General features: G+C 74.9%; 20 protein-coding genes and 1 tRNA gene. 20 read left to right on the top strand and 1 reads right to left on the bottom strand.

Features of this window, described 5'->3' with window-relative positions; all coding sequences use genetic code 11:
* Positions 1-1,122: sialate O-acetylesterase (locus tag LY05_RS15580; RefSeq protein ID WP_148923607.1), on the top strand; the 1,122-nt coding region annotated here is incomplete at its 5' end.
* Here LY05_RS15580 and LY05_RS14340 read toward each other — a convergent pair.
* Positions 1,058-2,038 (bottom strand): glycosyltransferase family 2 protein, encoded by a 981-nt coding sequence (locus LY05_RS14340; protein WP_170259021.1) that lies wholly within the window; start codon positions 2,036-2,038, stop codon positions 1,058-1,060. The genes LY05_RS15580 and LY05_RS14340 overlap by 65 nt on opposite strands.
* A 100-nt stretch (positions 2,039-2,138) precedes the next feature.
* On the opposite strand from LY05_RS14340, the gene LY05_RS14335 reads away from it, so the two are divergent.
* The 19 genes from LY05_RS14335 to LY05_RS14245 all read left to right on the top strand — a co-directional run.
* The gene (locus tag LY05_RS14335; RefSeq protein ID WP_170259020.1) at positions 2,139-3,245 is read left to right on the top strand and encodes a glycosyltransferase family 4 protein; all 1,107 of its coding nucleotides are present in this window, start codon (positions 2,139-2,141) and stop codon (positions 3,243-3,245) included.
* Positions 3,220-4,266 (top strand): sulfotransferase family protein, encoded by a 1,047-nt coding sequence (locus LY05_RS14330; RefSeq protein ID WP_148923604.1) that lies wholly within the window; start codon positions 3,220-3,222, stop codon positions 4,264-4,266. The genes LY05_RS14335 and LY05_RS14330 overlap by 26 nt, the downstream gene beginning before the upstream one ends.
* Positions 4,267-4,414: 148 nt before the next feature.
* Positions 4,415-5,203, top strand: a complete 789-nt coding sequence (locus tag LY05_RS15475; RefSeq protein WP_170259019.1) for a rhodanese-like domain-containing protein — start codon at positions 4,415-4,417, stop codon at positions 5,201-5,203.
* A 158-nt stretch (positions 5,204-5,361) separates the two neighbouring features.
* The gene (locus LY05_RS14320; RefSeq protein ID WP_148923603.1) at positions 5,362-7,122 is read left to right on the top strand and encodes a PQQ-dependent methanol/ethanol family dehydrogenase; all 1,761 of its coding nucleotides are present in this window, start codon (positions 5,362-5,364) and stop codon (positions 7,120-7,122) included.
* Positions 7,123-7,291: 169 nt separating this feature from the next.
* A complete protein-coding gene (locus LY05_RS14315; protein WP_083581607.1) occupies positions 7,292-8,014 on the top strand; it encodes a LuxR C-terminal-related transcriptional regulator in 723 nt (240 codons plus the stop codon).
* A 77-nt stretch (positions 8,015-8,091) separates the two neighbouring features.
* Positions 8,092-9,384, top strand: coding sequence for an FIST N-terminal domain-containing protein (locus LY05_RS14310; protein WP_148923602.1), 1,293 nt, complete (start codon positions 8,092-8,094; stop codon positions 9,382-9,384).
* On the top strand, positions 9,381-11,591 hold the full coding sequence (locus tag LY05_RS14305; RefSeq protein WP_148923601.1) for a hybrid sensor histidine kinase/response regulator: 2,211 nt from the start codon (positions 9,381-9,383) through the stop codon (positions 11,589-11,591). Before LY05_RS14310 ends, LY05_RS14305 begins: the two co-directional genes overlap by 4 nt.
* Before the next feature lie 96 nt (positions 11,592-11,687).
* The gene (locus LY05_RS14300; protein ID WP_148923600.1) at positions 11,688-13,292 is read left to right on the top strand and encodes an AMP-binding protein; all 1,605 of its coding nucleotides are present in this window, start codon (positions 11,688-11,690) and stop codon (positions 13,290-13,292) included.
* A 78-nt stretch (positions 13,293-13,370) separates the two neighbouring features.
* Positions 13,371-13,874, top strand: coding sequence for a tRNA (adenosine(37)-N6)-threonylcarbamoyltransferase complex ATPase subunit type 1 TsaE (tsaE, locus tag LY05_RS14295; protein ID WP_148923599.1), 504 nt, complete (start codon positions 13,371-13,373; stop codon positions 13,872-13,874).
* On the top strand, positions 13,871-14,935 hold the full coding sequence (locus LY05_RS14290; RefSeq protein WP_249041961.1) for an aminoglycoside phosphotransferase family protein: 1,065 nt from the start codon (positions 13,871-13,873) through the stop codon (positions 14,933-14,935). Before tsaE ends, LY05_RS14290 begins: the two co-directional genes overlap by 4 nt.
* Positions 14,932-15,660 carry a nucleotidyltransferase family protein gene (locus LY05_RS14285; protein WP_072748396.1) on the top strand — a complete coding sequence of 243 codons (729 nt, stop codon included), beginning with the start codon at positions 14,932-14,934 and terminating at the stop codon, positions 15,658-15,660. The genes LY05_RS14290 and LY05_RS14285 overlap by 4 nt, the downstream gene beginning before the upstream one ends.
* Complete coding sequence (gene addB / locus LY05_RS14280; protein ID WP_148923598.1) at positions 15,657-18,848, top strand: double-strand break repair protein AddB; 3,192 nt, start codon at positions 15,657-15,659, stop codon at positions 18,846-18,848. The genes LY05_RS14285 and addB overlap by 4 nt, the downstream gene beginning before the upstream one ends.
* Positions 18,845-22,435 carry a double-strand break repair helicase AddA gene (gene addA, locus LY05_RS14275; RefSeq protein WP_148923597.1) on the top strand — a complete coding sequence of 1,197 codons (3,591 nt, stop codon included), beginning with the start codon at positions 18,845-18,847 and terminating at the stop codon, positions 22,433-22,435. Before addB ends, addA begins: the two co-directional genes overlap by 4 nt.
* Positions 22,436-22,535: 100 nt before the next feature.
* On the top strand, positions 22,536-22,856 hold the full coding sequence (gene trxA, locus LY05_RS14270) for a thioredoxin (protein WP_072748397.1): 321 nt from the start codon (positions 22,536-22,538) through the stop codon (positions 22,854-22,856).
* Positions 22,853-23,704, top strand: coding sequence for an alpha/beta hydrolase (locus tag LY05_RS14265; RefSeq protein ID WP_249041960.1), 852 nt, complete (start codon positions 22,853-22,855; stop codon positions 23,702-23,704). The genes trxA and LY05_RS14265 overlap by 4 nt, the downstream gene beginning before the upstream one ends.
* A 19-nt stretch (positions 23,705-23,723) precedes the next feature.
* The gene (locus LY05_RS14260) at positions 23,724-23,960 is read left to right on the top strand and encodes an Lrp/AsnC ligand binding domain-containing protein (protein WP_072748398.1); all 237 of its coding nucleotides are present in this window, start codon (positions 23,724-23,726) and stop codon (positions 23,958-23,960) included.
* Between the two features lie 65 nt (positions 23,961-24,025).
* Positions 24,026-24,100 (top strand) — tRNA-Val (locus LY05_RS14255).
* A 110-nt stretch (positions 24,101-24,210) separates the two neighbouring features.
* The gene (locus tag LY05_RS14250; RefSeq protein WP_148923596.1) at positions 24,211-24,501 is read left to right on the top strand and encodes a HEPN domain-containing protein; all 291 of its coding nucleotides are present in this window, start codon (positions 24,211-24,213) and stop codon (positions 24,499-24,501) included.
* A 39-nt stretch (positions 24,502-24,540) separates the two neighbouring features.
* A partial coding sequence (locus LY05_RS14245) for a helix-turn-helix domain-containing protein (protein ID WP_148923595.1) occupies positions 24,541-24,826 on the top strand: 286 nt, incomplete at its 3' end.

Genomic DNA, 24,826 nt, shown 5'->3' with positions numbered 1-24,826 from the left:
TGGGGCGGGCCGGGGCAGGACCTGATCCTGACCGCGCTGCGCCAGAGCTCGGGCGAGACGCTGACCTCGCTCGCGGCGGCGAAGACGGTGCTGATCCAGGGGCTGATCTTCGTCATCGGCGAGAAGGACAGCACCACGCTGCACCCGAGCGGCGCCTCGATGGCCGAGAGCCTGGACGTGCGCTTCGCCGACTGGGTGCGCCAGATCCGCGCCGCGCTGGGGGTCGAGGCGCCGGCGGTCTTCGTCGAGATCTTTGATGCGCTCGACGCGCGCAAGCAGACCGCCAATGCGCGCCTGCACGCGCTGGCCGCCTCGATCCCGAACGCGGCGGTGATCGCGCGCGATCCGTCCTGGCAGACGGTGGGCGACGGCATCCACTACGACGCGGCCGCGCAGGCGGCGATCGGCGACGCGGTCTTCGCCCATTTCCGCCAGAGCTACGGGCGGCCGGGCGACGGGCTGGTGACGGGCTTTCCCTTCGCCGGGCTGCGGCCGTGGTTTCATGTGCCGCCGCTGTTCATCGACGACGGGGGCACGAACATGCGCATCGCCGCCACCCCGGCGGCCTCGGGCACGATCCACGCGCTGGTCACCGACGCCGACGCGCCCGTTCCCGCCGCCGCCGCGATCCGCGACGCCTCGGCCGCCGCGCCGGGCTTTCGCAAGGCCGCGACGGCGGATCAGGAGGTCCAGTGGTGGTCGGGCTCGGGCGTGTTCCAGTCGAACGTGACGCAGGACTGCCATTTCGTGCTCGAGGACGCTTCGGGCCAGCTGGGCGAGGTGGCGACGGTGCGGCGCTGGGCGAACGCCAAGTTCGCGCCGGACCTGGCGCTGGTCTCGACGGCGGGCGGGGCGGCGTCGTTCTCGGTGCGGCCGGCCTTCACGGGCGATCTGAGCTGGGCGCTGCATGCGGGCGCGCGCGGCTTCATGCGCCCCGAGGACGTCGAGACCGCGGCCTTCGAGCCGGTCGATGCGGGGCAGATGGCGGTGACGGCCAACACGGACGTGCAGATCGACGTGACGGGGCTGACGCCGGGGCAGGAATACACGCTGCTCGTCACGGGCCGGAAGAACGGGACCGAACGCGCGGTGACCCAGTCGGCGACGGTGATCGCCGCATGATCCGCGCCGCCGCGCGAAGGCCGGCGTAGGCGCGCTCGCCCGCGCCCGCGCGCATCAGCAGCTTGAGCGCAGCGCCGCCCAGCGGTCCGCCTCCGGGCGCCTCGCCCTCGAGCCCGGCAAGGGCGCGCAGGGCGAGGCGTCTTGCGCCGGCGGGGTCCTCGGCCGCCAGCGCGCCGCCCAGGCAACGCAACGCGAAGCCAAGCCGCTCGCGGCGCGTCAGAAGGCCTTCGGCGGCGCGCAGGAAGGCGCGCGCGCGCGCCGCGTCGTCGCGCAGGCCCAGGCGGTCGGGGCGCGGGTCGACATGCTGGGTCGCCAGCGGCGTCGGGCAGATCGTGATGCGCGCGCCCAGCGCCTCGGCGCGGATGAGGAACAGGTGGTCCTCGTATTGGCGCAACGTCTCGTCGAAGCCGGCGCGGCGCGCGGCCTCGGCGCGCATGGCCATGCCGCTGGCCTGGGCGAACTCGTTCTCGACGTAAAGGAAGGTCGCCACCCGCTCGCCCTCGCGCAGGGCGCGGCTCGGGCGGATGCGGGTTCCGTCGGGTCCCGTCTGGCGCACGGCGCAGACATGGGCGTCGGGCCCGTTGGGCGCGTTCAGGATCGCCGCCTGAAGCGCCAGCTTGTGGGGGTCCCACTCGTCGTCGCTGTCCAGGAACGCGACGATCCGGCCCCGCGCGGCCTCGAGCCCGACATTGCGCGCCCCGGCCGGACCGCGATTGGCGTCAAGGCGCAGCACGCGGATGCGGTCGTCGCCAAGCGCGGCGCAGACCGGGGCCAGGGGTTCGTCCGACGCGTCGTCGACCACGATCGCTTCGAAGTCGTCCAACGTCTGGGCCAGCGTCGAGCGCAGCGCGCGCCGAAGGGCCTGCGCGCGGCCGCGCACGGGGATGATGACGGAAACGAGCGGTTCGGCGTTCATGTGCGCACAATCCGAACTCAAGGTTAACAGTTCGTCAACCAATGCGGGCAATCTTCCGATTGTGGACGCGCAAGGCGCGGCAAGCGGCGAAGAGGGCGCGATGAGCGGAGCCTGCATCATTTCCCCCGGCGGACGTGGGGGCGTCGGCGGCATTCAATCCTATGCGCGCATGATCGCCGCGCGCCTCGAGGCGGATCATCCCGACCGCCCGGTCGCCGTGCTGGACCCCCGCGGCCCGCGCGCATGGACCTGGCCGCTGTGGACGCTGTGGGCGGCGGCGCGGCTGACGGCGCTGGCGCTTGGCGGCAAGGCGGCGGTGGCGCATCTTCAGGCCTCCGAGCGGTCGAGCCTGCTGCGCAAGGGGCTGCTGGCGCTGCTGGCGCGCGCTCTGGGGATGCGGGTGGTGATGCATCACCACGGAGCCGAGCTGATTCCCTTCGCGCGCGCGCTGCCGCGCCCCTTGCGCGCGGCGCTGTCATGGACGCTGCGCCGGGCGGATGAGAACGTGGTTCTGGGCGCCGTCTGGGCGCGGTTCCTGATCGAGGAGATGGGCGTGCGCCCGGCGCGGGTCACCGTCCTGCCCAACGCGCTCGAGGATGCGCCCGGGGCGTCGGCCAGGACGCCCGATGCGCCCGCTCGACCCTTGCGCATCCTGTTTCTGGCGGTGATGACGCGGCGCAAGGGCGCGCGCACGCTGCTCGAGGCGCTGGCGCGGCTGTCGGCCGAGGGCGTCGCCTGGGAGGCGACGATCGCCGGCGGCGGGCCTGACCTGGCGCCTTGCCGCGAGCTGGCCGTGCGGCTGGGCCTTGGGGGGCGCGTGCGCTTTGCGGGCATGGTGGACGCCGACGAGGCGCAGCGGCTCATGCGTTGGGCCGACGTGTATGTCTGCGCCTCGTCGCATGAGGGGCTGCCCATCGCCATTCTCGAGGCGCTGCGCGCGGGCACGCCGGTGCTCACCACCCCCGTCGGCGCGATTCCCGAGGGCGCGCCCGAGGGGCGCGGCGCGCTGCATTTTCCGGTCGGCGACGACGCGGCGCTGGCGCGGCTGCTCGCAGGGCTGGCTTCGGATCGCGCGCGCCTCGCGGCGCTGGGGCGGGCCGCGCGGGCGTTGTTCGAGGAACGTTACGAGCTTGGCCGCCACATGGCGCGGCTGCGCGCGCTTTACGGATGGGAGAAGGCCGATGCGCAAAGCGCGATCGCCGGATGAGAACTGGCGCAACCCGCTCTTCGCGCTGCGCCGCCTGGCGCGGCTGACCACGATCGAGCCGGCGCGCTTCGCCCCGGCGCTTGCGGCCGATCAGGCGGCGCTGCTGGGCGCGCGCATCGCGCCGGGCCAGCGCGCGGCGCTGTGCGCGGGCGGCCGGAAATTGCCCGCGCGGGCGGTGTTCCTGGCCTCGCCGACGCCGCGTTCGGGCACGAACTATGTCGAGGCGCTGATCGCCGCGCATCCGGGCGTCGCCATCTCGCCCTGCGGCGTGCGCGAGGCGCCCTTCCTGCCCGAGGCGGACCGCATGCTGCAGTTCGAGCGCGGCTTCGCCCGACGGCACCGGGACAATGCCGAGCGAATCGCGCCCTATGAGTTCCTGGCTCATGCGGCGACCGGCTTTCTGGCCCGCGCGGCGGCCGAGGCGCCGGCGGCCGAGGCGATCGTGCTCAAGGACCCGCATGCGCGCCGGCTCGAGCTCTTGCCGGCGATCATGCCCGAGGCGCTGGTGGTTCTGGTGCTGCGCGACGGGTGGCGCACCGTCGACAGCATGGCCCGCACCTGGCCGCCGCGCTTTCCGGGGCGCACCTTCGAGGACATGTGCCTCGAATGGGCGCTGGCCACCGAAGCGGCGCTCGACTTCGCCGCCCGCGCGCCGGCCGAGATTCTGACGCTGCGATACGAGGATGCGGTCGCGCGTCCGGCCGAGGCGGCGCAGGCGGTGTGGCGGCGGCTGGGCCTTGGCGCCGCGCGCGATTGCGAGGCGCGGTTGGCCATGGTGCCGGTGATGGGCTCGTCCACCCACTCGCGCGGCGCCGAAGGCGTCGATTGGCGCCCGCGCGCGCCCAGCGCGGATTTCGACCCGGCCGGGCGGCCCGTGTCGTGGACGCGCGCGCAAGAGCGCGCCTTCGCGCGCCGCGCGGCGCGGGTGCAGGCGCGGCTCGATCGCGAGCATCCCGTCGGCGCCGCCCCGGGCGGCCCGGCGCGCGCGCCCGGGCGGCCGGCCCTCGGCAAGGTGGGCTGAGGCGGGCGGCGCGCCGCATGGCGCGGTCGGCGTCCCGCTTTCAGGGCTCGCCCGGTCCGATCGGGCCGCGCGTCCGCCCTCGGGGCGCGGAGGCGGCGGGCGCCATGCCGGGCTGGCGCGGCGCGCGGCGGGCGTCTAGTCTGACGGCATGAGGCGTCATTCCTTTTCCGCATGGCTTCGCCGCCCTTCGCTGCGCGCCGCGGCGCGGCTGTGGCTTGGCGTCGTTCTGGGGCTTGGCGCGCTTGCGGGCCCCGAGCCGGGGCGGGCCCTGGCGGATGGGGGCGCGGCGCAGCTCGGCGGGGTGCCTCGGGGCGGCAAGGCGGCGGTCGCGGCTCCGGCCCCCGTCCCGGCCCCCGTCCCAGCCTCGACCGTCGCGCCCGACGCGGCTCCCGACGGGGTCCTGGATTCGGCGCCCGACTCGGCGCGCATCATGGCGGCGCATCCCGATCTGTTCGACCCGCGCAGCGGCTATCGCATCGCGCGCCAGCACGCGCCCACGCCGACCGACATTCCGCCCCCGGCGCGCGTCGTCGACGCCGACGAGGCGCGCGCCCTGATCGCGGCGGGGGCCGTGGCGATCGACGTGTTCGGCGCCTCGCGCGCGCGCTACGACGCGCTGGACGGCATGTGGCTGGTGTCGAAGCCGCATCTGTCGCTGCCCGGCGCGACCTGGCTGCCCGAGACCGGCCGGGGCGCGCCCGAACCCGAGATCGAGCGCTATCTGCGCGAGAATCTCGAGCGCCTGACCGGCGGCGATCGCGACCGGCCGGTGGTGGTCTTCTGCGTGGCCGATTGCTGGATGAGCTGGAACGCCGCGCAGCGCATCGCGCGCATGGGCTGGCGGCGCGTGCGCTGGTTCCGCCTCGGGGTCGATGGCTGGCGCGAGCGCGGCTGGCCGCTCGAACCCGTCTCGCCGCCGCCGGTGAACGTGGACTGAGGCCGCCGCCCGGCCGGCGCGCCGCGCGTAAGACCAATGGCCAATTTCGGCGCGGCCGCCGCGGGTGCATCGTTGACGCATCGTCACGGAAGCTGACGGCGGCGGCGGGAGGCCGCCGGCCCCGCCCGCGCGGCGGGCCATCGACTCGGGAGGACCACATGAAGAGATTGCTGATCGCCGCCTCGGCCTTCGCGCTTGCGGCGGGCGCGGCGCAGGCGGGCGTCACGGAAGAGGACCTGGCGCGCGACGCCGAGGTGACCACCTCGGTTCTGACCAACGGCATGGGCCGCGGGCTGCAGCGCTACAGCCCGCTGGAAATCATCAACAAGAAGAACGTGAAGAACCTGGTCCCGGCCTGGGCCTTCTCGTTCGGCGGCGAGAAGCAGCGCGGGCAGGAGGCGCAGCCGCTCGTCCATGACGGGATCATGTATGTCACGGCCTCCTATTCGCGCCTTTACGCCATCGACGTGAAGACGGGCGAGGAGATCTGGCAATACGACGCGCGCCTGCCCGAGGGCATCCTGCCCTGCTGCGACGTCGTCAACCGCGGCGCGGCGATCTATGGCGACAACATCTATTTCGGCACGCTCGACGCCAAGATCGTGGCGCTTGACCTGAAGACCGGCAAGGTCAAGTGGCGCAAGAAGATCGCCAACTACAAGGAGGGCTACTCCTACACCGCCGCGCCGCTGATCGTGAAGGGGCTGGTCATCACCGGCAATTCGGGCGGCGAGTTCGGCATCGTCGGCGAGGTGCAGGCGCGCGACGCCGAGACGGGCGAGCTGGTGTGGACGCGCCCGGTCATCGAGGGGCACATGGGCACCTACAAGGGCAAGCCCTCGACCATGACCGGCACGCTCAACGCCACCTGGCCGGGCGACATGTGGAAGACGGGCGGCGGCGCCACCTGGCTGGGCGGCTCCTACGACGCCGACACCGACACCATCGTCTTCGGCGCCGGCAACCCCGCGCCCTGGAACAGCTGGCTGCGCGCGGCGGGAAATCCCAAGGGGACCGAGGGCGACAACCTTTACGCCGCCTCGCGTCTGGGCCTCGACCCGGCCACGGGCGAGATCAAGTGGCACTTCCAGACCACCCCGCGCGAGGGTTGGGACTATGACGGCGTGAACGAGGTCGTTCCCTTCGTCGACGGCGAGGGCAAGAAGCGCTTCGCCACCGCCGACCGCAACGGCTTCTTCTACGTCCTCAACCGCGAAGACGGCAAATACGTCCGCTCCATGCCCTTCGTGAAGGACATCACCTGGGCCAAGGGCATCGACGAGAACGGCCGCCCGATCTTCAACGAGGAGAACCGCCCGGGCAATCCGCTCGAGGCCGACGGCAAGAAGGGCGAGGTGGTGTTCGCCGCGCCCTCGTTCCTGGGCGGCAAGAACTGGATGCCCATGGCCCATTCGCCCAAGACCGGCCTGTTCTACGTGCCCTCGAACGAGTGGGGCATGGACATCTGGAACGAGCCGATCACCTACAAGAAGGGCGCCGCCTATCTGGGCGCGGGCTTCACCATCAAGCCGCTCTATGACGACCATATCGGCTCGCTCAAGGCCATCGACCCGACCTCGATGAAGGTGGTGTGGGAATACAAGAACAACGCGCCGCTGTGGGGCGGGGTGATGACGACCGCCGGCGGGCTGGTGTTCATGGGCACTCCCGAAGGCTACCTCAAGGCCTTCGACGCCGACACGGGCGAGGAGCTGTGGAAGTTCCAGACCGGCTCGGGCATCGTCGGCCAGCCCATCACCTGGGAGATGGACGGCGAGCAATACGTCGCCGTGACCTCGGGCTGGGGCGGCGCGGTGCCGCTCTGGGGCGGCGAGGTCGCCAAGAAGGTCAACTACCTCAACCAGGGCGGCTCGGTCTGGGTGTTCAAGCTGCCGCGCCAGCTGGCCTCGGCCGACTGACGGGCGCGGCCCCGCGGCCGGCCCCGCAACGACGCGCCCCGCGGCCCGGCCGCGGGGCGTTTTCGCGCGGCGTCGTCCCCTGGGGGCGGCGGGGGGCGGGCCATGGCGCGCCCGGCGTCGTCCTTTCGTCTTGGGGGCGCCGGGGGCGCGCGCGTGCTAGCCTGACGGCATGACGACGACTCGAAGCATCCAGCCGGCGCCGCGCGCCGCCGTCGGTCCCGAGGACGGGATCCTGGTGATCGACGATCATCCGCTGTTCTGCGAGGCGCTGGCCATGACGCTGACCGGCGCTCTCGGGGCGCGGCAGGTCGATTGCGCAGCCAGTCTGGGCGACGCGCTGGCGCGCCTCGCGGCGGGGCCGGCGCCGGGCACCGCGCTGCTGGATCTGAACCTGCCCGACGTCGAGGGGGTCGACGGCCTGATCCGCCTGCGCGCGGCGGCGCCGGGCATGACGGTGGTGGTGGTCTCGTCGCTGTCGGACGCGCGCGTGGTCGAGGCGGCGCTGCGCGCGGGGGCGGCGGGCTTCATCCCCAAGGACACCCCGCGCGAGGCGCTGGTCGGCGCCATGCGCGCGATCTGGGCCGGGCAGGTCTGGGCCCCCGGCGAGGCGGCCGAGGCGCGCGCCGCCGAGGCGGCCGATCCGGGGCGCGACGAGGCGCTGGCGCGCATGGCCGAGCTGACGCCCCAGCAGCTGCGCATTCTGGGCCTTGTGTGCGAGGGCAAGCTCAACAAGCAGATCGCCTATGACCTCGGCATCGCCGAAACCACGGTCAAGGCGCACATCTCGGCCATCTTGCGCAAGCTGAAGGTGCAGAGCCGCACGCAGGCGGTGCTGATCGCGCAAAAGGCGCGCTTCGATGCGATCTTGCGCCAGGACGCCGGCCCGGACTAACCTGACGGCGCGCGCCGCCCGGCCCCGCGCCGGGACAAGGACAAGCCACACAGAACCGTCGCGCATCGGGAGGAAACGTGACGCGGGTCACGCAGCGATTCGAGCCGCAGGGGCTTGCGCCGCCCGCGGGGCGCCATGTGCGCCGCGCGGCGTCGTCGGCGGCCGATCCGCGCGCCGCGCTGGCCGAGCTGGCGGCCGATCCGCGCGCCGCGCTGGCCGAGCTGGCGGCCGAGCTGGCGGCCGAGCCCGCGGCGCTGACGATCCTGTGGATCTCGCCCGAGCATGACCTGGCGGCGGTCGAGGCGGCGCTGGCGCGCGCGCCCTTCGGCCCCGGCCCGGTCATCGGCTGCACCACGGCGGGCGAGATCGCGCCCGACGGCTACCGCAGCGGCGCCATCGTGGGCGCGGCCTTTCCGGCGCGGCTGTTCACGGCGGCGGCCGAGCTGATCGCCCCGCTCGAAAGCTTCGCGCTCGAGGACGGCGCGCGGGTGGTCAACGCGCTGCGCCGCCGCGTCGAGGCGGCCGGCCCGCCGCGCGCCTGCGCCTTCGCGCTGATGATGGCCGACGGGCTGTCGCTGCAGGAGGACGCGCTGGTCTCGTCGCTGGGCGGGGCGCTGGGCGACGTGCCGCTGATCGGCGGCTCGGCGGGCGACGGGCTCGAATTCCGCAACGCCTTCGTGCTGCATGGCGGGCGCTTCGCGCGCGACGCGGCGGCGGTGGCGCTGATCGCCTCGGACTGCCCGGTGCGCGTCTTCCGCTTCGATCACTTCCAGCCGACCGACCGGCGCATGGTGGTCACCCGCGCCGATCCCGACCGGCGCGTGGTGCACGAGATCAACGCCGAACCGGCGGCGCTGGAATATGCGCGGCTGATCGGCGCCGATCCCGACCAGCTGACCATGTTCACCTTCGCCGCGAACCCGCTGGTCGTGCGCGTGGGCGGCCAGCACCATGTGCGCTCGATCCAGCGCATCGGCGACACGCACGAGCTCAAGTTCTACTCGGCCATCGACGAGGGGCTGGTGCTGACCGTGGCGCGCGCGGGCGATCTGGCGGCGCATCTGGACGCGGCGCTGGCCGAGCTGGGCGAGGGGGCCGAGGCGCCCGACCTGGTGATCGGGCATGACTGCCTGCTGCGCCGCCTCGAGGCCGAGCAGACCCAGCGCGCGGCCGAGGTCTCGCGCGTGCTGGCGCGCCGGCGGGTGGTGGGCTTCAACACCTATGGCGAGCAGCACAACATGCTGCACGTCAACCAGACCTTCACGGGCGTGGCCGTCTATCCGCCGCGCGCCTCGGGCGCGCCGCGCCGGGCGGCCGACGGCGTGCTGGCCCCCGCGCCGCGCCCCCTCGCGCCGACGGAGGGCGCATGAGCGCGCTGTCGATCCTCAACCCCGCCGACGATCTCGAGCGCGAGAACGCCAAGCTGCGCAAGATCGTCGCCGCGCTGATGAAGCGCGTCGAGCAGGACACCGACGAGGCCGGCGCCGGCTATGGCCTGTTCCAGACGGCGGTGGCGCTCGAGGCGAAGGTGCGCGCGCGCACGCGCGACCTGCAGGCGGCGATGGAGGAGCTGAACGCCGCCAACGCCCGCCTCGAGGCCGCCAAGGCCGAGGCCGAGGGGGCGCGCGCGCTGCTGGCCAACGCGCTCGAGGCGGTCGAGGAGGGGTTCGCCCTGTTCTCGCCGCAGGACCGGCTGCTGATGTGCAACAGCCGCTTCGGCGCCGTCACCCCCGACGTGCGCGAGCGCATCCGCCCCGGCGTGACCTTCGAGGACTACGTCGCCGCCATCTCGCGCAGCCGCTTCCTGCAGCTGGCGCCGGGGCAGGGGCCCGAGGACTGGCTGGCCTGGCGGCTGCGCGCCCACCGCTCGATGCGCGGGCACATCACGGTGCGCTTCGTCGGCGACCGCTGGGTGCAGGTGTCGGAGCGGCGCACGCCCGACGGCGGCTTCGCCATCCTGCAGACCGACATCACCGAGCTGGTGCGCGCCGAGCGCCAGGAGCGCAACAAGCTGCTCGACGACCAGGCGCGGCTGGTGCGCGCGACGCTCGACCACATCATCCAGGGCGTGTGCATCTTCGACGCCGACCGGCGCCTGGCGGGCGGCAACGCGCGCATGCGCGAGCTGCTCGAGCTGCCGCTGACGCTGCTGCGCCGCGGCGTCAGCTTCGAGGCCATCGCCGCCCACATGAACGCGCGCGGCGAGGTGGGCGGCCAGGCGCGGCGGCTGATCGACTGGGTGATGCAGGACGGCCCGCGCAGCCCCCTGTCGCTCGAGCTGGTGCGCGCCAACGGCATGATCCTGGACGTCTACTGCCGCCAGATCCCCGACGGCGGCTTCGTCATCAGCTTCACCGACGTGACGGCCGAACGCGACGCCATCCGCGCCCTGCACGAGATGAACGAGACGCTCGAGCAGCGCGTGGCCGAGCGCACCGAAGAGCTCCAGGCCGCCCATGACCGGGCCGAGCGCGCGAACCAGTCCAAGACGCGCTTTCTGGCCGCGGCCAGCCACGATCTTCTGCAGCCGCTCAACGCGGCCAAGCTGTTCATCGCCTCGTTGGCCGAAACCGATCTGAACCCCGATCAGCGGCGCATCGCCGAGCGCATCCAGTCGGCCTTCGACAGCGTCGAGGCGCTGCTGGGCGCGCTCCTGGACATCTCGAAGCTGGACGCGGGCGGCGCGCAGCCGAGCGTCGCGCCCGTTCCGCTGGCGCGCCTCATGGGGCCGCTGCGCGAAGAGTTCGGCGCCCTGGCCGCGCAGCGCGGACTCGAGCTGCGGGTGGTCGATTCGAGCGCCTGGGCGACGACCGATCCGTCCTACATGCGGCGCATCCTTCAGAACCTGGTCGCCAACGCCGTGCGCTACACGCGCGCGGGCAAGGTGCTGGTCGGGGTGCGGCGGCTGAAGGGCGCGGTGCGCATCGAGGTGTGGGACACGGGGCCGGGCATCCCGCCCGAGATGATCTCCGAGATCTTCCAGGAGTTCCGCCGCCTGCGCCAAGGGCGCGAGGACGACGCGCCGGGCATGGGGCTGGGGCTTGCGATCGTCGAGCGGGCCTGCGCGGCGCTGGGCCATGGGCTCGAGGTGACGAGCCGGGTCGGCGCGGGCTCGCGCTTTGCGGTGACGGCGCCGCTGGCCGACCCGCCCGCGCGCGCCGCCGCCGCGCCCGCGCCCGAAGGCCGCGAGGCGCCGCGCGACGAGCTCGAGAACCTGATCGCGCTGGTGGTCGACAACGAGGCCGAGGTGCGCGCGGGCATGCTTTCGCTGCTCGAGAGCTGGGGCGCCAGCGCCGTGGACGCGGCGGGTCTGGACGAGGCCCTGCGCGCGGCCGAAGAGCTGGGCGTGGCGCCCGACGTGATCCTGGCCGACTACCACCTGGATGCGGGCGCCGACGGGCTGGACGTGATCCGCGCCCTGCGCGCGCGCTTCGGCCCGATCCCGGCGGCGCTGATCACGGCCGACCGCTCGGACGCGCTGGTGCGCCGGGCGAACGCGGCGCAGGTGGATGTGCTGAACAAGCCGGTGCCGCCGGGGCGGCTGCGCGCCCTTCTGGCGCTGATCGCCCCGGGCTGAGGGGGCCGGCGGGCCGCGGGGAAAGGCTCCGCGCCGCGCGCCCCGGCGCGACCCGGCCGGCGGCGCGGCGCGCGAAAGGGAGAGAGGGAAGACGGCATGATCGATCCGCGCGGAATGACCATCGGGCAGGCGGCGCAGGCGGCGGCGGCGCGCTGGCCGCGCGCGCCGCTGTTCTGCGCCCCGCCCGATCCGGGCCGGGCCTGGGACCCCGAGGGGCGCGAGCTGACGCAGGCCGCCGTCGCCGAGGCCGCCGCGGCGCTGGCCGAACGGCTGGCGGCGGCGGGCTACGGGCGCGGACACCGGGCGGCGCTCGATCTCGAGAACCGGCCCGAGCACCTCGTGTGGAAGCTGGCGCTGGCGGCGCTGGGGATCTCGTGCGTGCCGATCAACCCCGATCTGCGGCCGGCCGAGGTGGCCTACATCCTGGCCGATTCCGACCCGCAGCTGTGCGTCGCCGCCCCCAACCGCCGCGCCGCGCTGGCCGAGGCGATCGCGCTGGGCGAGGGGCGCGCGCTGATCGCCCCGGACGAGCCGCCGCCCCCCGCGCCCGCGCGCCCGCGCCCCGGCGCGCCCGCGCCCGAGGACGAGGCCAGCGTGATCTACACCTCGGGCACCACCGGCAAGCCCAAGGGCTGCCTTCTGTCGCATGAATACGAGCTCGAGCTGGGGCGCTGGTATCTGACCTGCGGCGGGCTGATGGCCATGACCGAGGGCGAGCGCCTCTACAACCCGCTGCCGCTGTTCCACGTCAACGCCGGCATCCTGTCGCTGACGGCGATGATGCTGTCGGGCGGCTGCCAGATCCAGCCCGCGCGCTTCAGCCGCGGCGCCTGGTGGCGCGACATCCGCGCATGCCGCGCCTCGATCGCGCATTACCTGGGCGTGGTGATCCCGGCGCTGATGGCGGCCGAGCCCTCGGCGGACGAGCGCGCCCACGCCCTGCGCTTCATGGTCGGCGCCGGGGTCGAGCCCACCCTGCACGCCCCGGCCGAGGCGCGCTTCGGCGTGCCGCTGATCGAGGTCTGGGGCATGACCGAGATGTGCCGCATCATCGCCGCCAACGAAGAGCCGCGGCGCATCGACACCCGCGCCTTCGGCCGCCCGCGACCGGGGCTGGAGGTGCGCGTGGTCGATGATCAGGACCGCGACGTCGCCCCCGGCGAGCCGGGCGAGATGGTGCTGCGCCACTCGGCCGACGCGCCGCGGCGGGGGTTCTTCTCGGGCTATCTGAACAAGCCCGAGGCCACCGCCGAGGCCTGGCGCGGCGGCTGGTTCCACACCGGCGACACGGTGCGCATGGAGCCGGACGGCACGCTGATCTTCGTCGACCGCAAGAAGAACATCATCCGCCGCTCGGGCGAGAACATCGCCGCCGCCGAGGTCGAGGCGTGCCTGCTCGAACATCCCGACGTGGCGCAGGCCGCGGCGCTGGCCGCGCCCGACCCGATCCGCGACGAAGAGGTCTTCGCCGCCGTGGTGCTCAAGCCCGGCCGCGCGGCGGATGCGGACATGGCGCGGCGCCTGTTCGACTGGTGCATGGCGCGCATGGCCTATTACAAGGCGCCCGGCTGGGTCCTGTTCATGGACGCGCTGCCCGTGACGGGCACGCAGAAGGTGCGCAAGCACGACATCCTTCCCCCCGGCGTTTCCCCTCAGGCGCTGCCCGGCGCGATCGACCTGCGCGCGGCCAAGAAGCGCTGAGCGCGCGCGGCGCTTTTCGCGCGGCGGACAACGCGTTAGGAATGTGCGGCAAGGGATCGCGCGGCGCGAGGAGGACGGATGACGATCGAGGTTCTGCTGCCGGACGAGGCCGCCACCGACCGCGCCGGCGCCGCGCTGGCCGGGGCGCTGGGGGCGGGCGACGCGGTGCTGCTTTTCGGCGATCTGGGGGCGGGCAAGTCGGCGCTGGCGCGCGCGGCGATCCGCGCCCTTCTGGCCGAGGACGGCCGCGAGGACGAGGACATCCCCTCGCCCAGCTTTGCGCTGGTGCAGGTCTACGACGCCCCCCGCGCCGAGATCTGGCACGCCGATCTGCACCGCCTCTCGGGCCCCGAGGGCTGCGTCGAGCTTGGGCTCGAGGACGCGTTCGAGGGCGCGCTGTGCTTCGTCGAATGGCCCGAGCGCCTGGGCCCGCTGACGCCCGCCCGCCGGCTCGAGCTGCGGCTCGACTTCGGCCCCGAGGGGCGCGGGCGGCTGTTGCGCGCGGCCGCCGTCGGGCCCGGATGGGAGCGCGCGATGGCCGCCCTGGCCGGCCTTGGCGCGGGATGCGGAGGAAAGGCATGAGCGGGCAGGACGTCATGATCGACGCCGGCGCGGCGGGGGGGCTGCGGGCCGGCGAGGCGCGCGCGTTTCTCGACGCCGCCGGATGGACCGGCGCGACGATCGCGGCCATGGCGGGCGACGCCTCGGCGCGGCGCTATGCGCGCGTGTGCGCCGGCGGCCGGCGGGCGGTGCTGATGGACGCGCCGCCCGATGCGGCCGGGCCGCTTGCGCCCTTCCTCGCCATGACCGGCTACCTGCGCGCGCGCGGCTTCTCGGCGCCCGAGATCCTGGCCGCGGACGAGGCGCGCGGCTTCCTTCTGCTCGAGGATCTGGGCGAGGGCCTGTTCGCGCGCATCTGCGCCCGCCATCCCGAGCGCGAGGGCGCGCTTTACGCCGCGGCGGCCGAGCTTCTGGCCGAGCTGCACGCCCTGCCGCCGCCCGAGCGCATCGGGGACTGGGCGCTGCGCCCCTATGACGAGCCGGCGCTGTGGGCCGAGGCGCAGCTCATCGCGCGCTGGTGGCTGCCGGCGGCGACGGGCGCCGAGGCGTCGCCGGCGCTCGAGGACGAGCTGCGCGGGCTGTTGGCCGAGGCGCTGGGCGCGCTGTGCGCCGCGCGCGAGGCGGTGGTGCTGCGCGACTACCACGCCGAGAACCTGATCTGGCTGCCCGGGCGCAGCGGCGTGGCGCGGGTCGGGCTGCTGGACTACCAGGACGCGCTGGCGGGGGCGGCGGCGTATGATCTGGTCTCGCTGCTCGAGGATGCGCGGCGCGACACCTCGGCCGAGCTGCGCGCGGCCACGCTGGCGCGCTACGCGCGCGCGCGCGGCGTGGCGGCGGACGAGCTGCGCGCGCGCTGCGCGCGGCTCGGGGCGCAGCGCAACATCAAGATCATGGGCATCTTCGCGCGCCTCTGGCTGCGCGACGGCAAGCCGCAATACCTGGCCATGCTGCCGCGGGTGCATGCGCATCTGCGCCGCGATCTCGAACAGCCGGGGCTCGAGCGGCTGCGCGCCTTCATCGAGCGGCGCGTTCCCCCGCCCACCCCCGGCGTTCTGGCGCGCGTGCGCGCGGCGCGGGCATGAGCGCGCCGCGCGTCGCCATGATCATGGCCGCGGGGCTGGGCACGCGCATGGGCGCGCTGACCGCCGACCGGCCCAAGCCGCTGCTGCGCGCGGGGGGGCGGGCGCTGATCGACCACGCGCTCGACCGCGCGCTCGAGGCCGGGGTGACGCGGGCGGTGGTCAACCTGCACTGGAAGGCCGATCAGCTGCGCGCGCATCTGGCCGCGCGCACGCGCCCGCGCATCGTCTTCTCCGACGAGTCGGACCAGCTGCTCGAGACCGGCGGCGGCATCGTGCGCGCCCTGCCGCTGCTGGGCGAGGCGCCGTTCTACACCCTCAACTCCGACGCCGTCTGGAGCGGCCCCGCCCCGCTGGCGCGGCTGGCGGCGGCGTGGGATCCGGCGCGCATGGACGCGCTGCTGCTGCTGGTCCCGCGCGCGCGCGCCGCGGCCCATGCCGGGCGCGGCGATTTCTTCATCGAGCCCGCCGACGCCGAGGGCCCCGCGCGGCTGGCGCGGCGCGGCGCGCGCCCCGAGGCGCCCTTCGTGCATACCGGCGCGCAGATCATCGCGCCGGGCGCCTTCGCCGACGCGCCGCGGGGGGCGTTCTCGACCAACGTGATCTGGGACCGGCTGCTGGCGCGCGGGCGCCTGTTCGGCGTCGTTCACCATGGCGGCTGGGTCGATGTCGGCACGCCCGCGGGGCTTGCGGCGGCCGAGGCGCTGCTGGCCGAGGCGGACGCATGAGCGCGCGCGCCGCGCCCGCGCTGTTCCCCCCCGCCCAGGGGCCGCGGGTGTTTCACCTGCCGCCGGGGGTCGATTTCGCCGCCGCCTTCGCGCGCGGCCTGCGCGCGCGCCTTGCGCCGCACCCGCCGCAGGCGGCCGCGCGCGTGCGCATCTTCGTCAACGCCCGCCGCACCGCCCGCGCCATCGAGGCCGCGCTCGAGGCCGAGGCGCCGGCGCTGTGGATGCCCCGCTTCGCCTTCGTCAACGCGCTGGGCGACGAGGCGCTGGGGCTTGGCGTGCCGCGCGCCGTCGATCCGCTGCGCCGGCGCCTGGCGCTGGTGCGGCTGGTCGAGGGGTTCATGCGCGCCAATCCCGAATTCGGCGACCCGGCCTCGGCGCCGGCGCTGGCCGAGACGCTGGGCGCGCTGCTGGACGACCTGCACGGCGCCGGGCTGACGGCCGAGGCGCTGGCCGCGCTCGACCCGGCCGAGCATGCGCGCCACTGGGATCTGACGCGCCGCTTCCTGCACATCGTCACCGCCATCTGGCCCCGGCATCTGGCCGAGGCCGAGGGCGGCGCGGCCGATCCGCAGGCCCGGCGCCTGGCGGCGGCGCGCGCGCTGGCGCGCAGCTGGCGCGAGGATCCGCCCCCCTGGCCGATGATCGCCGCCGGCTCGACCGGCTCGACCCCGGCCACGGCCGAACTGATCGCCGCCGTCGCGCAGCTGCCGCAGGGGGCGGCGGTGCTGCCGGGGCTGGACCCCGAGCTGCCCGACGATCTGTGGCGGCGCATCGCCGACGAGCATCCCGAGCATCCGCAGCACATGCTGGCGCGGCTGTGCCTCGATCGGCTGGGCGTCTCGCCGCGCGAAAGCCGGCCCTGGAGCGACGCGCCCGCCCCATGCCCGCCGCGCGCGCGCCTGCTGGCGCAGGCGCTGCGCCCCGCGCCGGTGACCGACGCCTGGTTCGCCGCCCGACCGGCCCTGGCCGCCGAGGCCGCCGAGGCCGTCGCCGGCGTCGATCTGATCGAGGCCGACGGCCCGCGCCAGGAGGCCGCGGCCATCGCCCTTGCCCTGGCCGACGCGGCGCGGGCGGGGCGGCGGGCGGCGCTGGTCACGCCCGACCGGGTGCTTGCGCGGCGCGTGGCGGCCGAGCTGGCGCGCCATGGCATCGCGCCCGACGACAGCGCCGGCGTGCCGCTGAGCCTGACGCCGCCGGGCATCTTCCTTGACCTTCTGGCGCGTTCGCTGGGCCGGCCGATGCGCGCGGCGACGCTGGCGGCGCTGCTGCGCCATCCGCTGGCGGGCGGCCCCGCGCGCGGGCGCCATGCGCGCATGCGCCGCTGGCTCGAGCGCGCCTTCCTGCGCGGCGGCCCGGTCGAGGTCGACTGGCCGGCGCTGACGAGGGCCGCCGAGACCCTGGCGCAGGCCGCGCGCGCCCGCGCCGAGGCGGGCGAGGACCGCCCCCGCGCCGGCGCGACCGGCCCCGAGCATCTGCGCTGGCTGGCCTGGCTGCGCGGCGCGCTCGAACCCTTGTCCGCGCCGCCCGCCAGCCTGGCCGCCGCCGTCGCCGCCCACCGCGCTGCGGCCGAGGCGCTGGCCGCCGGTCCGCCCGATGAAGGCGCCGCGCCGGATCCCGCCGCGGGCGCGCCCGATGAAGGCGCCGCGCCGGATCCCGCCGCGGGCGCGCCCGACGAGGCGCCGCCGGATCTGGCGGCGGCGGGCCGCGCGCCGCCCGGCGCGGCGGCGGGCGGTCTGTGGGATCAGGCGGCGGGCGAGGCGGCGCGCGCGCTGATCGAATCGCTCGCGGCCGCCGCCGACGCCTATGACGGCGCGCAAGGCGCGGCGCCCGGCGGCTATGGCGCGCTGTTCTCGGCGCTGGCCGCCGCGCGCGAGGTGCGGCTCGATCCGCGGCGCGCGGATGACCGGGTGGCCATCCGCGGCACGCTCGAGGCGCGCGCGCAAAGCGCCGATCTGGTGGTGCTGGGCGGGCTCAACGACGGCGTCTGGCCCGCGCGCCCCGATCCCGGGCCATGGCTCGGCCGCCCCCAGCGGCGCGAGCTGGGCCTGCCCGCGCCCGAGGCCCGGATAGGGCTGGCGGCGCATGATTTCCTTCAGGCCGCCTGCGCGCCGCGCGTGATCCTCAGCCGCGCGATCCGGGCCGACGGCGCGCCCACCGTCGCCTCGCGCTGGCTGCTGCGGCTGACCAACCTGCTCGGCGGCGTGGACGAGGGCGCGCTGGCGGCCATGCGCGCGCGCGGGGCGCGCTGGCTGGCGCGCGCCGAGGCGCTGTCGCGCGCCGAGCCGCTCGCCCCGGCCGAGCGCCCCGCGCCGCGCCCGCCCGTCGCCGCGCGCCCGCGCCGGCTGTCGGTGACGCAGATCGAGACGCTGGTGCGCGATCCCTACGCCATCTATGCGCGCAAGATCCTCGGGCTCGAGCCGCTCGAGCCGCTGGGCCGCGCGCCCGATGCGCGCGACATGGGGCAGACGCTGCACCGGGTCATGGAACGCTTCGCCCTCGAGACGGGCGCCGACGCCGACCTGTCCGACTCGGGCCGGCCCGACGCCGGCTGGACCGAGGCCGCCCTGGCCGAGGCGCTGATCCGCATCGCCCGCGAGGAGGTCGCCGAACAGCCCTCGGCCGGGGTGCGGCGGCTGTGGCTCAAGCGGCTCGAGCGCGCCGCGCCGGCCCTCGCCCGCTTCGAGCGCGAGCGGCGCGCGCGCGGCCTGCGCCTGGCCCGGGCCGAGGGCTGGGGGCGCGCCGCCTTCGACGCCCCCGCCGGCCGCTTCGAGCTGTTCGGGCGCGCCGACCGCATCGACCGCGGCCCCGATGGCGCGCTGTCGATCCTCGATTACAAGACCGGGGCCCTGCCTGGAAAGAACGAGATCACGGTTTTCGCCAAGCAGCTTCTGCTGCTGGGCGCCATCGCCCGCGCGGGCGGGTTCGAGGACGTGCCCGCCGCCGAGGCGGCCGAGCTGCTCTATGTGCGCCTGTCCGAGAAGCTCGAGCGGCGCGAGGCGCCGCCGGACCAGATCGACGACGCCTGGCGCGGCCTGCGCGAGCTGATCGCCGCCTATGACGACCCCGCGACCCCCTATCGCCCCCGCCTGCGCCCGCGCAGCATCAAGCATGCGGGCGATTACGACCACCTCGCCAGGCTTGGCGAGTGGGGCGATGTGGACGCCGACGATGCCGGAGACGGCCCATGACCGCCCCCCACGACGCCGCATCCGCGGGCCCCGCCCGCGCCGAGGGCGCGCCGCGCCACGACGCCGCCACGCTGGCGCAGATCCGCGCCGCGCGGCCCGACCGCTCGGCCTGGATCTCCGCCAATGCGGGCTCGGGCAAGACGCGCGTGCTGACCGAGCGCGTGGCGCGGCTGCTGCTCGAGGGGGCCGAGCCGCAGCGCATCCTGTGCCTGACCTACACCAAGGCCGCCGCGGCCGAGATGCAGAACCGCCTTTTCCGCACCCTGGGCGGCTGGGCGATGATGGACGACGCCGAGCTGGCCGCGGCGCTGGCGCGCCTGTCCGAGGATGCGCCCCGCCTCGGCGCCGCCGAACTGGCCAGGGCGCGGCGGCTCTTCGCCAAGGCGCTCGAGACGCCCGGGGGGCTCAAGATCCAGACCATCCACGCCTTTTGCGACGCGCTCTTGCGGCGCTTTCCGCTCGAGGCGGGGGTGTCGCCGCGTTTCGAGGTGCTGGACGAGCGCCAGGCCGCCGCCTTGAACGAGGCCATCCGCGACCGCATGGCGGCCGCCGCCGAGGCGGGCGAGGACCAGGTCTTCGACGCGGTCGCGGCGGGCATGGCCGAGGACGCCTTGGCCGAGCTGCTGGCGCAGATCCTGGCCGCGCGCGACGCCTTTCCCGAGGACGCCATGGGCCGGCTTGCGCGGCTGCTCGGGATCGACCCCGGCCTCGCCCCCGAAGCGGCGCTGGCGCAGGCGGCGCGCGCGATCCCGCGCGCGCGCCTCGCCCGGCTGGCCGATCTTGTCGATGAGGGCGGCAAGCGCGCGAAGGATTGGGCGGCGCGCGCGCGCGCCTTCCTGGCCGAAGTTCACGACGACCCTTTGGACGCGCTCGCGGCCTTCGAGGCCGCGACGCTCAAGAAGGACGGCGCCCCCTACGATCCCGAATGGCTGCTGGGCAAGAAGCTGCTCGAAAGGACGCCCGAGGCGCGCGAGGCGTTCGAGACGCTGAGCGCCGAGGCGGCGGCGCTGGCCGATCGGCGGCGCGCGCTGAACCTGTTCGCGCGCGCGCAGGCGCTGCACCGCTTCGCGCGCGTCTTTCTGGACGCCGTCGCGCGCGAGAAGGCCGCCGCGGGCGCGCTGGATTTCGCCGATCTGGTCGAGCGCGCGCGCGCGCTTCTGTCCGACTCCGAGGCGGCCGCCTGGGCGCTGTGGAAGCTGGACGGCGGCATCGACCACCTGCTGATCGACGAGGCGCAGGACACCGCCCCCGCGCAATGGGCGGTGGTGCGGGCGCTGGCCGACGAGTTCTTCGCCGGCAAGGGCGCGCGCGAGGTCGCGCGCACGCTGTTCGTGGTCGGGGACGAGAAGCAGTCGATCTACTCGTTCCAGGGGGCCGACCCGGCCGCCTTCGCGCGCATGCGCGCGCTGTTCGCCGAAAGGCTGCGCGACGCGCCCGAGCCGCTGCATTGCGGCGAGCTGGCGCACTCGTTCCGCTCGGCGCCGGCGGTGCTGACGCTGGTGGACGAGGTCTTCCGCGGCGAGGCCGCGCGCGGGCTGAGCGGCGACGGCGCCGAGCCGCGCCATGTGCCCTTCAAGGCCGACGCGCCGGGGCTGGTCGAGCTGTGGCCCTTTCTCGAACCCGACCCCGAGTCCGACCCGCCGCCCTGGTCGATGCCGGTCGACGCTCCGGCCCCGGCCAATCCGCGCCTTGCGCTGGCCGACCGGCTGGCGCGCCATATCGCCGAGCTGATCCATGAGGGCGCGCCGCTGCCCGACGGCAAGGGCGGCTGGCGGCCGATGCGCGCGGGCGACGTGCTGGTGCTGGTGCGCCGGCGCGACATCCTGGCGCGCACGCTCATCCGCCGGCTCAAGGCGCTGGGCGTGGACGTGGCCGGCGCCGACCGCATGCGCCTGACCGACGAGCTGGCGGTGCGCGATCTGCTGTCGCTTCTGCGCGCGGCGGCCGACGCCGAGGACGACCTGTCGCTGGCCGAGGCGCTGCGCTCGCCGCTGTGCGGGCTGAGCGAAGAGGCGCTGTTCGCGCTGGCCCATGGCCGCCGGGGAACGCTGTTCGAGGCGCTCGAGCGCGCGGGCGAGCGCTTTGCCGACGCGCTTGCGCTGGTGCGCGACATGCGCCGGCACGCCGATTTCGAACGCCCCTACGAGCTGCTCGAGCGCGCGCTCACGCGCCATGAGGGCCGCCGCCGGCTGCTGGCGCGGCTGGGGCCCGAATGCGAGGACGCGATCGACGAGCTGCTGGCCGCCGCGCTCGAGCATGAGCGGCGCGAGACGCCGACGCTGACGGGCTTCCTGGCCTGGCTCGAGGGCGACGAGACCGAGATCAAGCGCGAGATGGGCGCCGAGGCCGACGAGCTGCGGGTGATGACGGTGCATGGCGCCAAGGGGCTCGAGGCGCCGTTCGTGGTGCTGCCCGACACCGCGCCGCGCGTGCGAAAGGGCGGGCGGCGCGCGGTGATCGAGGCGCGCATCGAGGGCGAGAAGATCGCGCTGCCGGCGGTTTCGGCGCGCGATGCGCCCGAGCGGCTGGCCGAGACGCTGGCCGAGCTCGATCGGCGCGAGGAGGACGAGGCTCGCCGCCTGCTCTACGTCGCGCTGACGCGCGCCGAATCGCGGCTGCTGATCTGCGGCGCGGGCGCCTTGCGCGGCCAGGAGGACAAGGTCGAGGAAAAGCTGTCCGCAAGCTGGTGGGGCATGATCCGCGACGGGCTCGAGCGCGCCATGGCCGCGTGCGCGGGGCGCCCCGGCGTCGAGACCCGCGCCGCGCCGGAGGCCGCCCCGCCCGAGCCGATGATGCGCCTTGCCTGGGGCTGGACCCCGCCCGCGGCGGCGATGGGGGTCGAGGCGCGCGGCGCCGGCGCGGGGCGGGCGGCCGCGGCGCCCGAGGCGCCCGAGCCCGCCGGGCCGGTTCCGCCCGCCCCCCCGGCGCCGCGGCGCCTGAGCCCAAGCGCCGCCGAAGGGGCCACCGAAGCGCGCGCCGAGGGCGCCGCGCAGGGCGCCGCCCCCGGCGCGCGCGACCGCGAAACCGCGCAGCGCATGGGCGACCTGGTGCATCTGCTGATCGAGCGCCTCGCCCCCCTTGCCCCCGAACGCCGCGCCCCCGCCGCCGAGGCGCTGGCGGCCGAGGCGGGGCAGGGCCTTGCGCCCGCGCTGCGCGCCGAGGCCTGCGCGCAGGCGCTGGACGCGCTGGCGCATCCGCGCATCGCGGCGCTGCTCGAAGACGGCGCGGCGCTGTTCGAGGCGGGCTTCTCGGCGCTGGCCGCGCCGGGGCTGCGGGTGGCGGGGCGCATGGACCTTGTGCGCGTGGGCGACGAGGCGATCGACCTTGTGGACTTCAAGTCCGGCGCGCCGCCGGCCGACGGCGCCCCGACGCCGGCCGCCTATCTCGAGCAGATGGCGCTTTATCGCGCCGCGCTGGCGCGGCTGCATCCGGGCGCGACGGTGCGCGCGGCGCTGTTCTGGACGCAGGCGCGGCGCTTCGACGCGCTCGACCCCGCCGCGCTCGAGGCGGCGCTGGCCGCGCGCCTGGCGGCCGAGGGCGCGGGGGGCGCGGGGGGGCAGGCGGGGCGCGGCGGCGGGGCCGCTTGACCCCTTGCCGGCGCGCCCCTAGTTTTGCCGCCCAAGGACGCGCCGCCACGGCGCCGACGCGATCGCGGGCCGCGCGCCCGCTTCCATCAGGAGACATGACATGGCCACCGTCCCCGTGACCGATGCGAGCTTCGAGCAGGACGTGCTCAAATCCGACACCCCCGTCGTGGTCGATTTCTGGGCCGAGTGGTGCGGTCCCTGCAAGCAGATCGGCCCGGCCCTGGAAGAGATCTCGGACGAGCTTGCCGGCAAGGTGAAGATCGCCAAGCTCAACATCGACGACAACCCCAACATCCCCTCGCGCGTGGGCGTGCGCGGCATTCCGACGCTGATCCTCGTCAAGGACGGGCAGATCGTGGCCAGCAAGGTCGGCGCGGCGCCGAAATCCGCGCTGCGCCAGTGGATCGAGAGCAATCTTTGAGCGCCGCCGCGGGCCTGGCCTGGACCGATCCGCCCGCGGATTGGGACGACGCCTACGCCAACGCGGCGCATATTCCCGGCGCCGAAGCCTTCCTGCGCCGCTGGCCCGAGTCGGCGGCGCGTTTTCGCGCCGGCGCGCGCGCGCTGACGGATCTGCCCTATGCGGATCATCCGCGCGCGCGCTACGATCTTTTCCTGCCCGAGGGCGCCCCGCGCGGGCTGGCCGTGTTCATCCACGGCGGCTACTGGATGCGCTTCGACAAGTCCGACTGGTCGCATCTGGCCGCGGGCGCGACGGCGCGCGGCTGGGCGATGGCGCTGCCCTCCTATCCCCTGGCGCCCGAGGCGCGCATCGGCGCCATCGCCGGCTTCGCGGCCCGCTTCCTCGAGGCCGCGGCCGCGCGCGTGGCGGGTCCGATCCGGCTGGCGGGGCACTCGGCGGGCGGGCATCTGGCGGCGCGGCTGGTCTGCGCCGGGGCCGATCAGGCGCCGCCGCTTGCGCCCGCGGCGCTGGCGCGGGTCGAGCGGGTGGTCTCGATCAGCGGGTTGCACGACCTGCGCCCGCTTCTGCGCACCGCCATGAACGCCACGCTGCGCCTTGACGAGGCCGAGGCCGCGGCGCATTCGCCCGCCCTGCTGCGGCCCGCGTCCGGCGTCGCCGCGGCGGCCTGGGTCGGCGCGGACGAGCGCCCCGAATTCCTGCGGCAGGCGGCGCTTCTGGCCAATGTCTGGCGGGGCCTGGGCGCGCGCACGGCCCTTCACGCGGCCCCGGGCCGGCATCATTTCGACGTGATCGAGGGGCTGACGCGCCCCGACGATCCCTTGTGCGACGCGCTCCTGTCAGACTGAGCGCGCAAGGAGAGAGCCCATGCAGTGCTTCTTCGTGCAGATCAAGACCGAGCTGGGCCGCGCCTATGACGTGGCTGACGCGCTGGCCCGGCGCGAGATCGCCTCGGAGATCTATTCGACCTCGGGCGAGTATGACCTTCTGGCCAAGTTCTACGTCGAGGACGACGTGGACATCGGCCGTTTCGTCAACGAGAACCTGCACGACATCGACGGGATCCGGCGCACCTTCACCACGCTGACCTTCAAGGCGTTCTGAGGGCGCGGCGCGCGCGAAAAGGCCGTTGACACGCCGCCGCCGCGCGGATATTCCCCGGCCCCACAGGGCGCGTAGCTCAGCGGGAGAGCACTACGTTGACATCGTAGGGGTCGCTGGTTCGATCCCAGCCGCGCCCACCATGACCTTCTGGAAAGGCGTCCCCTTGGGGACGCCTTTTCGCATTCCCGTCAGGGGCTTGCGCATCCGCGCCGATTGCCTGACCATCCCCTTGTTCAACGGGGGGCGTTTCATGACGATCGAGCTTGATTTCGCGGCGTTGAAGGCCAAGGCGCGGCGGGTGCGCGACGGTCATCCCGAGAACCTGCGGCTGCGCGTGCACAGGGCGTTGAGCTGGCTGGCCCGCGCCGAGAAGGAAGAGGACGACCCGGACGCGCGCTTCATCTTCGCGTGGATCGGCTTCAACGCGCTCTATGCCGAGTTCGAGCCCGAGCCCGCGCGCGAGCGGGCGCGGTTCGAAGAGTTCTTCGGACGCATCGCGGCGCTGGACGATTCGCGCCGGATCTACGACGTGTTCCCTTAACCTTCTTTCCGTGCGATACAGGGAAAGGAGGACCATCTCATGGGACAATCATCGACAGCAAAGAAGCGCGGGTCGCGTGACGCGGCGACGAAGGTGGCCGAGCAGCGCCTGAGCGTGCTTGAACTGGCCAGAGAGCTTGGCAACGTCGCCGAGGCATGCCGGCGGCGGGGCATGGACCGCACCAGCTTCTACGAATGGCGGCGGCGGTTTCAGACCCACGGCTTCGAGGGGCTGAAGGACCTGCCGCCGATCCACAAGAGCCACCCGCAGACGACCCCGCCGGAGACGGTGGAGAAGATCAAGGCGCTGGCGCTCGAGCACCCGG

Source organism: Oceanicella actignis (genome assembly GCF_008124525.1).
Classification (GTDB): Bacteria; Pseudomonadota; Alphaproteobacteria; order Rhodobacterales; family Rhodobacteraceae; genus Oceanicella; species Oceanicella actignis.
The sequence above is the reverse complement of the archived record's forward strand: the minus strand, read 5'-3'. Positions and strand labels throughout refer to the sequence as shown.

Coding starts and splice junctions, on each gene's coding strand:
- LY05_RS15475 (WP_170259019.1), top strand. CDS start 4,415: ATGAGGCGTCATTCCTTTTCCGCATGGCTTCGCCGCCCTTCGCTGCGC.
- LY05_RS14330 (WP_148923604.1), top strand. CDS start 3,220: ATGCGCAAAGCGCGATCGCCGGATGAGAACTGGCGCAACCCGCTCTTC.
- LY05_RS14250 (WP_148923596.1), top strand. CDS start 24,211: ATGACGATCGAGCTTGATTTCGCGGCGTTGAAGGCCAAGGCGCGGCGG.
- addA (WP_148923597.1), top strand. CDS start 18,845: ATGACCGCCCCCCACGACGCCGCATCCGCGGGCCCCGCCCGCGCCGAG.
- LY05_RS14285 (WP_072748396.1), top strand. CDS start 14,932: ATGAGCGCGCCGCGCGTCGCCATGATCATGGCCGCGGGGCTGGGCACG.
- tsaE (WP_148923599.1), top strand. CDS start 13,371: ATGACGATCGAGGTTCTGCTGCCGGACGAGGCCGCCACCGACCGCGCC.
- trxA (WP_072748397.1), top strand. CDS start 22,536: ATGGCCACCGTCCCCGTGACCGATGCGAGCTTCGAGCAGGACGTGCTC.
- LY05_RS14315 (WP_083581607.1), top strand. CDS start 7,292: ATGACGACGACTCGAAGCATCCAGCCGGCGCCGCGCGCCGCCGTCGGT.
- LY05_RS14340 (WP_170259021.1), bottom strand. CDS start 2,038: ATGAACGCCGAACCGCTCGTTTCCGTCATCATCCCCGTGCGCGGCCGC.
- LY05_RS14260 (WP_072748398.1), top strand. CDS start 23,724: ATGCAGTGCTTCTTCGTGCAGATCAAGACCGAGCTGGGCCGCGCCTAT.
- addB (WP_148923598.1), top strand. CDS start 15,657: ATGAGCGCGCGCGCCGCGCCCGCGCTGTTCCCCCCCGCCCAGGGGCCG.
- LY05_RS14300 (WP_148923600.1), top strand. CDS start 11,688: ATGATCGATCCGCGCGGAATGACCATCGGGCAGGCGGCGCAGGCGGCG.
- LY05_RS14305 (WP_148923601.1), top strand. CDS start 9,381: ATGAGCGCGCTGTCGATCCTCAACCCCGCCGACGATCTCGAGCGCGAG.
- LY05_RS14290 (WP_249041961.1), top strand. CDS start 13,871: ATGAGCGGGCAGGACGTCATGATCGACGCCGGCGCGGCGGGGGGGCTG.
- LY05_RS14335 (WP_170259020.1), top strand. CDS start 2,139: ATGAGCGGAGCCTGCATCATTTCCCCCGGCGGACGTGGGGGCGTCGGC.
- LY05_RS14320 (WP_148923603.1), top strand. CDS start 5,362: ATGAAGAGATTGCTGATCGCCGCCTCGGCCTTCGCGCTTGCGGCGGGC.